Raw genomic sequence first — 11,389 nt, forward strand, 5'->3', positions numbered from 1 at the left:
TCGGCACTACAGGTGAAAAAAAACGGAGCCTTTCGGCTCCGTTTTTCATTCAATCAACCGGCAAGAACTCAAATCACCGGTTCACGCAGCTCCGGCATCTCCCAGCCTTGGCGCGGCGCAAAACGGTCGCCATGGCGGGCCTGCAGGGTCTTCAGCTTCTCAACCAGGGCATCGGCGCCGGTAGCGCGGATATGCTGGATCGGGCCGCCACGGAACGGGGCGAAACCGGTGCCGAAGATCACCCCGGCATCGAGCAGGTCGGCATCGGCGACCACGCCGTCATGCAGGCAGGCCACCGCTTCGTTGAGCAGCGGCAGGATCAGGCGGTCTTCCAGGTCCGACGGTGGCTGGTAGTCCTTGGCCACTTCCGGCTTCACCGCGCGACCGTTCTCCCACTTGTAGATGCCCTGGCCGTCCTTCTTGCCGCGCTTGTTCGGCTCGACGGTCGCCAGTGCGGCCGGGATCTGCAGGCCCAGGAACGGTGCCAGCTCCTTGCCCACGCCAGCGGCCACGTCCAGGCCCACCGTATCCAGCAGTTCGATCGGGCCCATCGGCATGCCGAACTTGACCGCGGCCTTGTCGATCACCGGGCCGGGGATGCCTTCGGCATACGCGGTGGCGGCTTCCAGCATGTACGGGAACAGCACGCGGTTGACCAGGAAGCCGGGCGTGCCGGCCACCGGCACCGGGAACTTGCCCAGCGCCTTGCAGAACGCAGCCAGACGCTTCTCGGTTTCCGGCGCCATGCCGTCGTGGTGGATGATTTCCACCAACGGCATCTGTGCAACCGGGTTGAAGTAATGCAGGCCGGCAAACTGCGCCGGGCGCTGGATATGGTCACGCAACTCGACCAGCGGGATCGAGGAGGTATTGGTGGTCAGCAGCGCATCGGCCTTCATCTTCGGCTCCAGCGTCTGGTACAGCGCACGCTTGGCTTCCGGGTTCTCGATGATGGCTTCGATCACCAGATCGGCATCGGCAACACCGTCACCGGCAAGATCGGCCTTCAGCCGCGCGGCCACTTCCGGGCGCTTGCTCTCATCGCGCACCTTCTTGTCGAACAGCGCCTGCGCGCGGGTCATGGCCGGGTCGATGAAGCGCTGCTCGCGGTCCTGCAGGGTCACGTTGAAGCCCTTGTAGGCGGCCCAGGCAGCAATATCGCCGCCCATCACGCCGGCACCGACCACGTGCACGTGCTTGATGCCCGAATCCTTGCCGCCCAGGCCCTTGAGCCGTTCGGTGAGGAAGAAGATGCGGATCAGGTTGCGTGCGGTCGAGCTGCTGGCCAGCTTGACCACGGCACGGCGCTCGGCGTCCAGACGCTTCTGGATCGGGCTGCCACCGCTGCGTTCCCAGGTGCTGATCAGCGCATAGGGCGCCGGGTACTGGTCCTTCTTGGCCTTGCGCGCGACCTGCTTGGCCATCTGCGGGGCGAGGATCTTGCGGGCCAGGAAGGTATTGGTGGCCCAGGCAGTGGCGCGCTGCTTGAACGGGCGGGTCACGCCGGTCTGCAGCAATGCGACCGCCGCATCGACCAGCACCGCCGGGGCGGCGACCTTGTCGACCAGGCCGATCGCACGGGCGGCCGAAGCCGACAAGGTGCGGCCGGTCAGCATCATGTCCATCGCCGCCGGCGCACCGACCAGCTGTGGCAGGCGTGCACTGCCGCCCCAGCCCGGGAAGATGCCCAACTGGGTCTCGGGCAGGCCGATACGGGTGGATTGATCGTTGGAGGCCACGCGGTAACGGCAGGCCAGCGCCAGCTCGGTGCCGCCGCCCAGGCAGTGGCCGTGGATCGCGGCGACCGTGGGGCAGGGCAGCTCGGCCAGCTTCTGGTAGACGCTCTGGCCACGACGGATGGCGTCATTGACGGTGCCGCGGCGGTCGAATTCCTGGAATTCCTTCAGGTCGGCGCCAGCGATGAAGCCGGCCGCCTTGGTCGAGCGCACCACCACGCCCTTGGGCGGGTCGATGGCCAGGCGCTCGACGATGTCGCCCAGTTCCAGCAGCACGTCCTGCGACATGGCATTGACCGGGCTGTCCTTGCGGTCGAGGCTGAGCACTGCCACGCCATCCTCGCGCAGCTCGGTTTGCCAATGATTGAAGCGGAGCCCGTCGAAGCCTGAGAGCATGGGACGTTCCATCCGGTTGTGTATGGAGAAGACCGCTATGATCCAGAGGTTGTTTCCCTGCCGTCAAATCCCAATGTCAGGAAGTGTGTTGTGCTTATCTGGTCAGCGCCCCTGCAGGTTAGCCGAACGGGAGTTAAAAGCTGGTGCGGTACCGCTGGGACAGGGTGCTGAACTTTTGCCGCGAACAGCGGTCTTATTGCCCGACGTCGGTTGGGCTGACAGGAGTGCGGCCCGTTATGGCCGAGGTTGAAACACCGCAGGAGCTGGACCTGGAGCTGGTCCGGCGTGTGCAGCGCGGCGAAAGCGCGGCGTTCGATGTGTTGGTACGCAAGTACCAGCATCGGATCATCGCGTTGATCGGGCGCTACATCGCCGACTGGAGTGAATGTCAGGACGTGGCCCAGGACACTTTCGTGCGCGCTTACCGTGCGCTCGGGAACTTCCGTGGCGACGCCCAGTTCTATACCTGGTTGCATCGGATCGCAGTGAATACCGCAAAAAACTACCTGGCAGCACACAACCGGCGCCCCCCCACCGACGACATCGAGATCGGTGACGCCGAGCAGTTCGACAGTGGGGTCCGCCTGCGCGACAACGACACGCCCGAACGTGAGTTGATGCGCCAGGAACTGGAACAAACCGTGATGAAGGCGGTTGATGCGTTGCCCGAAGAGCTGCGCTCAGCCATTACGTTGCGAGAGGTGGAAGGCATGAGTTACGAGGATATCGCGCAGAAAATGGGATGCCCGATCGGCACGGTGCGGTCGCGGATCTTCCGTGCCCGCGAGGCCATCGACGCACAGCTGCGTCCCTTGCTGGATACTCCCAGTGCTACCCGTGAACGGAGTCGCGTATGAGCACGCAAGACCGTAACCCGGTGTCGGCCGCTGCTGCGCCGGACAAGTTTGAACAGCACTATCGCCAGCAACTGTCCGCGCTGGTGGATGGTGAGCTGGCCGCCGATGAGGCGCGCTTCATGCTGCGCCGCCTGGAGCACGACAGCGAGCTTTCGGCCTGCCAGGAGCGTTGGCAGGTCCTGGGCGACGTGATGCGCGGCCAGGCCTGCGCACCGGCTCCCTTGGATTTCACTGCGCGGGTCCGTCAGGCGGTGGACGCCGATGCCCGCCAGAATGGGCCAATAGTTGCCGCACCTGCCCAACAGCGCGCAGCCCGAACTGGCTGGCGGCGTTGGGGCGGCGGTGCCGCCCTGGCGGCCTCGGTGGCTGCGGTGGCCTTGTTCATGGCCCGCGAACAGCTGCCGGAAACCAATGCGCCCACGCCGGTCATCGCGACCACGGCGGAAGTTGCTCCGGCACCCGCACAGCCGTCGGCCCCCACCGCGGCGGATGCCGGCAATGTTGCTGGTCTGGTTGCGGCCGCACCGGCGGTTGCTGCCGCCGTAACCCGGCGCCAGGACGCCGCTGCCCGCCGGGGCAGCGCGACCCGCACCCAGCAGGCAGCGCGGGCCGGTACCGCGCGCCTGGCCGAGCCGCAGCGGGCGATTGCTTCCGCACCGGTGCTGCCGGCAACCCCGGCGTTGCGCCAGGACCCGTTTGCCACCGGCAATGGGGTGCTGCACGCGCGGCCATGGCCACGCTCGACCGTGGCACCATCGCTGTCGCAGGGGGCGCTCAACGCAAGTTTCCCTGCGCAGGAGCAGGGTGGGGCGACGTTCTATCCGTTTGAACCGCGCATGCCGGCACAGGGTGCCGACGATGCCGAGTCGCGCAGGCTGTTGCCGCGTCAGTGAGTGTTGCTTGCCGGTCGTCCGCCTCAGGACGGCCGGTTTTCCCCGGATTCCAGGTTTGTGCGCTGTGGTTGGGCGTACCGGGCTTGGCTGTTCTTTCCCGCTTTGACTGAATTGGAGGCTCGAAGCTGATGACCCCACGTATCCAAAACAAGGTATTTGGCCTGCTGGCGATGACCCTGCCGTTGGTGGCCTGCGCGCAGAGCCCGGCTCCGGATGCGCCGGCCGCGCAGGTAGCCGCTACCCGCGCCGCCCCCGCGCCGCAGCTGGTGCAGGGCCTGCCTGACTTCACCCAACTGGTCGACCAGGTCGGCCCGGGCGTGGTCAAGGTCGATACCGTGATCGGCGCCCGCCGCAACCCGCGCGCTGCCCAGCAGGGCCCGGACATGGACCAGATGCCGGAGTTCTTCCGCCGCTTCTTCGGTCCGGATTTCCAGATGCCGGGGCCGGGTCAGCAAGGGCCGGACAGCGGTCCGCGCGGGCGCAGCATGGGTTCGGGCTTCATCATCTCCAATGACGGCTATGTGCTGACCAACCACCACGTCATCGACGGTGCCGAGTCGGTCAAGATCACCTTGAGTGATCGCCGCGAGTTCACCGCCAAGGTGGTCGGCAGCGACGCGCAGTACGACGTGGCGCTGTTGAAGGTCGAGGGCAGGAACCTGCCGACCGTACGCGTGGGCGATTCCAACTCGCTCAAGCCGGGCCAGTGGGTGGTGGCGATCGGTTCGCCGTTCGGTCTGGACCATTCGGTCACCGCCGGCATCGTCAGTGCGCTGGGCCGCAATACCGGTGGCAACGAGCAGCGCTATGTGCCGTTCATCCAGACTGACGTGGCGATCAACCAGGGCAACTCCGGTGGTCCCCTGCTGAATACGCGCGGCGAAGTGGTTGGCATCAATTCGCAGATATTCTCCGCCTCCGGCGGCTATATGGGCATCAGCTTCGCGATCCCGATCGATCTGGCGATGAACGCGGTCGAGCAGATCAAGAAGACCGGCAAGGTCAGCCGTGGCCAGTTGGGCGTGATGGTCGGCGAGGTGACCAGCGACATCGCGCAGGGCTTCAAGCTGCCTGACAGCCGCGGTGCGCTGGTCAACCAGATGGTGCCCGACAGTGCGGCGGCCAAGGCGGGTATCGAGGTGGGTGACGTGATCCGTGCGGTCAATGGCACCGAGATCAATACCTCCAGCGAGCTGCCGCCGATGATTGGCGCGATGCCGCCGGGCAGCAAGGTGCGGATGAGCATCCTGCGTGATGGCAAGCCGCGCGATATCACCGTGACCCTGAGCGAGCTGGCCGAGGATGCGGCGCGCCCGGGTAACACCGCTGCCGCTGGCGATGACGCCAAGCCGCAGGCCGGTGCCAATGCCCTGCTGGGGCTGGAAGTGGCTGATCTGACGGCCGCCGAGCGTCGTCAGCTTGGCCTGGAGTCGGGCGAGGGCGTGCGCATCACCGGCGTCAACAGCCAGTCCGGCCGCGAGGCGCGCCTGGCCCCGGGGATGGTGGTGCTGCAGGTCGGGCGTGCCCCGGTCGGTAGCGTTGCCGCCCTGAACAGGGAGTTGGCCGGTTACAAGAAGGGCGACGTGGTCATGTTGCTGGTCCGCGCCGGTGCCAACAGCGCCTTCGTTCCGGTCCGCGCCGGCGAATAAGCCCGCCAGGCCTTGCAATGCCTACAGGAGCCGCCTTCGGGCGGCTCCTTTCGTTCAGCTGCCGGCCAAACCCTGTGCGGGGCTTGGCTCCGGCATGCGATAATGCCCCGTTATCCTGACGACGCAGCGCCGCCGCCGCCACCTATGTCACATGATTCGATGCGGATGATCCGCAACTTCTCCATCATTGCCCACGTCGACCACGGCAAGTCCACCCTGGCCGACCGCATCATCCAGTTGTGTGGCGGCTTGACCGCGCGCGAAATGGAAGCGCAGGTCCTGGACAACAACCCCATCGAGCGCGAGCGTGGTATCACGATCAAGTCGCAGTCGGTGTCGGTGCCGTATACGGCCCGCAATGGCCAGACCTACTTCCTGAACTTCATCGATACCCCCGGCCACGTCGACTTCTCCTATGAAGTCAGCCGCTCGCTGGCCGCCTGCGAAGGCGCGCTGCTGGTGGTGGATGCGGCCCAGGGCGTGGAAGCACAGTCGGTCGCCAACTGCTATACGGCCATCGAGCAGGGTCTGGAAGTGGTGCCGGTGCTGAACAAGATCGACCTGCCCACCGCCGATACCGATCGCGCCAAGGCCGAGATCGAGGCCGTGATCGGCATCGATGCCTCCGACGCGGTTGCGGTCAGCGCCAAGACCGGCCTGAACATGGAGGAGGTGCTGGAAGCCATCGTGCACCGCATCCCGCCGCCGGCCGACCGTGGCAGTGACAAGCTGCAGGCGTTGATCATCGATTCCTGGTTCGACAACTACCTGGGCGTGGTCTCGCTGGTGCGCGTGATGCAGGGCCAGATCAAGGCCGGCGACAAGATCCAGGTCATGTCCACCGGCCGTTGGCATCTGGTCGACAAGGTCGGCGTCTTTACCCCCAAGCGCAAGGAAATGCCTGCGCTGCGTGCCGGTGAAGTGGGCTGGATCAACGCCAGCATCAAGGACGTGCATGGTGCGCCGGTCGGCGACACCCTGACCCTGCAGGCCGATCCGGCCGCCGAGCCGCTGCCCGGCTTCCAGGAAATGCAGCCGCGCGTGTTCGCCGGCCTGTTCCCTGTCGATGCCGAGGACTACCCGGACCTGCGTGAAGCCCTCGACAAGCTGCGCCTGAATGACGCCGCGCTGCGCTTCGAGCCGGAAAGCTCCGAGGCGATGGGCTTCGGCTTCCGTTGCGGCTTCCTTGGCATGCTGCACATGGAGATCGTGCAGGAGCGCCTGGAGCGCGAATACAACCTCGACCTGATCAGCACCGCGCCGACGGTGATCTACGAGGTGCTCAAGAGCGACGGCACCATCGTGATGATGGACAACCCGGCCAAGCTGCCGCCGGTCAACCAGGTCGAAGAGATCCGCGAGCCGATCATCCGCGCCAACATCCTCACCCCCGAGGACTACATCGGCAGCATCATCAAGCTGTGCGAAGAGAAGCGTGGCACCCAGATCGGCATCAACTACATGGGTAGCCAGGTGCAGATCAGCTATGAGCTGCCGATGGCCGAAGTGGTGCTGGACTTCTTTGACAAGCTCAAGTCGGTCAGCCGTGGCTACGCCTCGCTGGAATACCACTTCGTGCGCTTCGAGGCCGGCCCGTTCGTGCGCCTGGACGTGCTGATCAACGGTGACAAGGTTGACGCCCTGTCGCTGATCGCCCACCGCAGCCACGCCGATCGCCGCGGCCGCGAGCTGTGCGAGAAGATGAAGGACCTGATCCCCCGGCAGATGTTCGACGTGGCCATCCAGGCCGCGATCGGCGCACAGATCATCGCCCGCACCACGGTCAAGGCCATGCGCAAGAACGTGCTGGCCAAGTGCTATGGTGGCGACGTTTCGCGCAAGAAGAAGCTGTTGGAGAAGCAGAAGGAAGGCAAGAAGCGCATGAAGCAGGTGGGCCGTGTGGAGATTCCGCAGGAAGCCTTCCTTGCTGTGCTGCAGATGGACAAGTAACAGTGAATCGAGAGTAGGGAATGGGCAATCGTAATGGCAGAGCGGACCCGCTTTGGACTGCGCGATTGCCTGCTCCCCATTCCCCATTCCCATTCCGAAGGAACATGAATGAAATGGTTTGAAATCATCCTGGTAGTGCTGACCCTGGGTTCGGGCCTGGTGCTGCTGCTGGACAAGCTGTACCTGCGCAAGCGCCGCGCCGAAAGAGCCAGCCTGCTGGACAGCGAAGAGCCGGTGGTGGTGGACTACTCGCGTGCGTTCTTCCCGGTACTGGCGGTGGTGCTGATCCTGCGCAGCTTTGTCGCCGAGCCGTACAAGATCCCCTCCAGCTCGATGATGCCCAACCTGTTGATCGGCGATTTCATCCTGGTCAACAAGTTCTCCTACGGCTTCCGCCTGCCCATCACCAACACCAAGATCATCCCGGTGGCCGAGCCCAAGCGCGGCGACGTGGTGGTGTTCAAGCCGCCGCATGCACCGGACCAGAACTGGATCAAGCGCGTGATCGGCCTGCCGGGCGACCGCATCGGCTTCCACGGCGATACCTTGTCGATCAACGGGGTGCCGATGGTCTACGAAGACCGTGGCGAGTACGTCGGCAAGGGGCGTGGCGCGGAAATGACCGGTGCCTCGCTGTTGACCGAGCAGTTGCCGGGCCGCAGCCATACGGTGCTGGAGCTGCTGGGGCGTGCCGACCCGCGCGGCCAGGGTGACTGGGTGGTGCCGGATGGCCATTACTTCGTGATGGGTGACAATCGCGACAACAGCGAGGACAGTCGCTTCTGGACCCAGACGCACTTCCTGCCGGAAGAGAATCTGCGCGGCAAGGCGTTCCTGATCTGGCTGAACTGTGAAGGCTGGTTCTGCAAGGGTAGTTTCGAACCGTCACGTATCGGGACGGGCATTCAATGAGTGGACAACGCGTTTCTGGGGAGATCGCAATGAAGCACAAGCAAGCAGGTATGACCCTGACCTCGTTCCTGATGGTATTGGCGGTGGTCGGTTTCGCGCTGTATATCGGCATGAAGTTGTTCCCGATGTACCAGGAGTTCTACGCGGTCAAGACGTCGATGAAGTCGCTGGCCAAGGAACCGGGCAGTTCGGATCCGAACAAGGCGCTGGAGTTGTTCTTCAAGCGCATGGACATCAACAGCTCCGAGTCGGTGACGCGTGACGACATCAAGTTCGAACGTATCGAAGGCGGCGTCCGCATGAACGTAAAGTACGAAGTACGCCGTCCGCTGGTGGCCAACCTGGACATCGTCGGCAACTTCGAGAATTCGCAGGAATTGACTGGAAGCAGTGTTGACTAGAACGTTCCAACGGGGTGACCTGATCGGTCACTCATTCAAGGATCAGGGTTTGCTGAAGCAGGCCCTGACCCATCGCAGTGCCGGTGCGCCGCACAACGAGCGCCTGGAGTTCCTTGGCGACAGCATCGTCAACATGTTGATCGCCGAAGCGCTGTTCACGCGTTGGCCGAAGGCCGACGAAGGCGCGCTGACCCGTGCCCGCTCGGCCCTGGTCTGCGAGGCTGCACTGGCGGTGATCGCACGCAGCCTGGAGCTGGGCGAGCGCTTGACGCTGGGCCCGGGCGAGATGAAGTCCGGCGGCCACCGCCGCGATTCGATTCTGGCCGACACCGTCGAGGCGGTGGTCGCCGCCATTTACCTGGATGCCGGTTTCGAAGCCTGTCGCGCGCGCATAATGCCGTGGTTCGAGGCCTCGCTGTCGGCAGTGCCGGTCGGCAAGCCCGAGAAAGATCCCAAGACCCGCCTGCAGGAATGGTTGCAGGCCCGGCAGAAACCCTTGCCGGTATACGAGCTGGTATCGGAGACCGGCGACGACCACGCCAAGCACTTCCATGTGCGCTGTTGCGTGGCTGACCCTGCCGTAACGACCGAAGGCGAAGGCACGTCGCGACGGCTGGCCGAACAACAGGCGGCAGCTGCCGCAATAGAGCAACTGGATTCCAAGTGAACGACACCTCCTCTCATCGCTGTGGCAGCGTCGCGGTCATCGGCCGCCCCAATGTCGGCAAGTCGACCCTGACCAACGCCCTGGTCGGCGCCAAGGTCAGCATCGTCTCCAACCGCCCGCAGACCACCCGTCACCGCCTGCTGGGCATCGCCACCTATCCGGAAGGCCAGTTGGTGCTGGTCGACACCCCTGGATTGCATCGCCAGCAGAAGCGCGCGATGAACCGGGTGATGAACCGTGCCGCGCGCGCCTCGCTGGAAGGCGTGGATGTTGGCCTGCTGGTGATCGAAGCCGGACGCTGGGACGAAGAAGATACCCTGGCGTTCAATGTACTGAGCGACGCCGGCGTGCCGGTCGTGCTGATCGTCAACAAGGTTGACCGGCTGAAGGACAAGGGCGCGCTGCTGCCGTTCCTGCAGGAAATCACCGTCGGTCGCGAGTTCGCCGCCGTGCACCCGATTTCGGCGCTGAAGCGCAACGGCCTGGATGCGCTGGTGCGTGACCTGATCGGGCTGGTGCCGGAAGGCCCGCCGATGTTTGGCGAAGATGAAATCACCGACCGCAGCCAGCGCTTCCTCGCAGGCGAGCTGGTCCGCGAGCAGTTGATGCGCCAACTGGGCGAAGAGCTGCCGTATGCCACCACCGTGGAAATCGAACGCTTCGCCGAAGACGGCGCGCTGCTGCGCATCGGCGCGGTGATCTGGGTCGAGCGCGAAGGCCAGAAGGCGATTGTCATTGGCAAGGGCGGCACCCGTTTGAAGGATATCGGCGGCAAGGCGCGCCTGCAGATGGAGCGTCTGTTTGGTGCCAAGGTGTTCCTGGAGACCTGGGTGCGCGTGCGTGAGGGCTGGTCGGATGACGAGGCGGCGCTGAAGGCTTTCGGATACGGCGAGCAGTAAGGCTTGACCCGGGAATCAAGAGTGGGGAACCGGGAATGGAAACGGCCTGGTTCTGCTGCAGCTTGCGATCCCGGCTGTTAGTTGGCATGTAACAGGTCAGGTTGCGCGATGAAGGCCGACGCTGCGACGACGCACTTTCGTAGCAATGGCTTCCCGCGAGGGCGTCTGAAGGAAGCCGGCTTGTTCAAGGTGAAGGGCTGCTTCGACTCCCGATTCTCCATTTCCGACTCCCCGCCTTGAGATGCGCATCGAAGACCAGCCCGCTTACGTGCTGCATGCCCGGCCCTGGCGCGAGACCAGCCTGCTGGTCGAAGTGTTGAGCCTGGAGCATGGCCGCCTGGGGTTGCTGGCGCGCGGTGTGCAGGGGCCAAAGAAACAGGCGTTGCGCGCGGCCTTGCAGCCGCTGCAGGCGATCCGGTTCGACGCGCAGCAAAGCGGTGAATTGGCGCAGCTGCGCCGGGCCGAAAGCCAGGACGTGGCGCCGCGGCTGCACGGCCACGCCATGCTGGCGGGGTTCTACATCAACGAACTGGTGATGCGGCTGACGCCGCGGCAGGACCCGCTGCCGGAGCTGTATGAAGCCTATGGCGAATTGCGCCAGCGCTTGCCGGAGGTGGACAGCTTGGCCTGGGCGTTGCGCCGCTTCGAGCGTGACCTGCTGGATGCGCTGGGCTTTGGATTCGATTGGAGTTGCGCCGCCGACGGTGAGCCGATCGACCCGGCCGCACGCTATCGGCTTGACCCCCTGCAAGGGCCGCTGCGCCTGCTCAGCGAGCGTGGCAGCAACGAGCGGCGCGGGTTGGCTACTGGCACCGCGCTGCGGGCCCTCGCCGAAGACCAGGCCCCCGGCAACAGTGATGTTGCCAGCCTGCGTCTGCAGATGCGCGCGGTGCTGCTGCACCATCTGGGCGGGCGCGGGCTCAAGTCCTGGGAAATGCTGGGTGATCTCGTCCGTCCGCAACCGTAGTGCCGAGCCATGCTCGGCAGGGGCTTTACACAAGATCCAGCCCCTGTAGTGCCGAGCCATGC

10 protein-coding genes are annotated in these 11,389 nt (G+C 64.8%); 9 read left to right on the forward strand and 1 reads right to left on the reverse strand.

The genetic code is table 11. The features are described from left to right. Positions 1–68: 68 nt before the first annotated feature. Positions 69–2,132 carry a 3-hydroxyacyl-CoA dehydrogenase NAD-binding domain-containing protein gene (locus RT131_RS04415; RefSeq protein ID WP_313170616.1) on the reverse strand — a complete coding sequence of 688 codons (2,064 nt, stop codon included), beginning with the start codon at positions 2,130–2,132 and terminating at the stop codon, positions 69–71. A gap of 236 nt (positions 2,133–2,368) precedes the next feature. On the opposite strand from RT131_RS04415, the gene rpoE reads away from it, so the two are divergent. From rpoE to recO, 9 genes are all read left to right on the forward strand, one after another. Beyond that, positions 2,369–2,989 (forward strand): RNA polymerase sigma factor RpoE, encoded by a 621-nt coding sequence (rpoE, locus tag RT131_RS04420; protein ID WP_313170618.1) that lies wholly within the window; start codon positions 2,369–2,371, stop codon positions 2,987–2,989. Continuing rightward, positions 2,986–3,882 (forward strand): sigma-E factor negative regulatory protein, encoded by an 897-nt coding sequence (locus RT131_RS04425; RefSeq protein WP_313170619.1) that lies wholly within the window; start codon positions 2,986–2,988, stop codon positions 3,880–3,882. Before rpoE ends, RT131_RS04425 begins: the two co-directional genes overlap by 4 nt. Before the next feature lie 128 nt (positions 3,883–4,010). Then, a complete protein-coding gene (locus RT131_RS04430) occupies positions 4,011–5,531 on the forward strand; it encodes a DegQ family serine endoprotease (protein WP_313170621.1) in 1,521 nt (506 codons plus the stop codon). A 159-nt stretch (positions 5,532–5,690) separates the two neighbouring features. Continuing rightward, positions 5,691–7,481, forward strand: coding sequence for a translation elongation factor 4 (gene lepA / locus RT131_RS04435; RefSeq protein ID WP_312913785.1), 1,791 nt, complete (start codon positions 5,691–5,693; stop codon positions 7,479–7,481). 108 nt (positions 7,482–7,589) lie between these two features. Next, entirely contained in the window at positions 7,590–8,393 is an 804-nt protein-coding gene (gene lepB / locus RT131_RS04440) for a signal peptidase I (protein WP_313170622.1), read from the forward strand. 29 nt (positions 8,394–8,422) lie between these two features. After that, complete coding sequence (locus RT131_RS04445; protein WP_313170624.1) at positions 8,423–8,794, forward strand: DUF4845 domain-containing protein; 372 nt, start codon at positions 8,423–8,425, stop codon at positions 8,792–8,794. Continuing rightward, positions 8,784–9,461 carry a ribonuclease III gene (gene rnc, locus RT131_RS04450; RefSeq protein WP_313170625.1) on the forward strand — a complete coding sequence of 226 codons (678 nt, stop codon included), beginning with the start codon at positions 8,784–8,786 and terminating at the stop codon, positions 9,459–9,461. The genes RT131_RS04445 and rnc overlap by 11 nt, the downstream gene beginning before the upstream one ends. Continuing rightward, entirely contained in the window at positions 9,458–10,360 is a 903-nt protein-coding gene (gene era / locus RT131_RS04455) for a GTPase Era (RefSeq protein ID WP_313170626.1), read from the forward strand. The genes rnc and era overlap by 4 nt, the downstream gene beginning before the upstream one ends. 241 nt (positions 10,361–10,601) lie before the next feature. Further along, complete coding sequence (recO, locus tag RT131_RS04460) at positions 10,602–11,327, forward strand: DNA repair protein RecO (RefSeq protein WP_313170628.1); 726 nt, start codon at positions 10,602–10,604, stop codon at positions 11,325–11,327. The last annotated feature ends 62 nt before the right edge of the window (positions 11,328–11,389 follow it).

The organism is Stenotrophomonas sp. (assembly GCF_032066555.1).
Taxonomy (GTDB): Bacteria; Pseudomonadota; Gammaproteobacteria; order Xanthomonadales; family Xanthomonadaceae; genus Stenotrophomonas.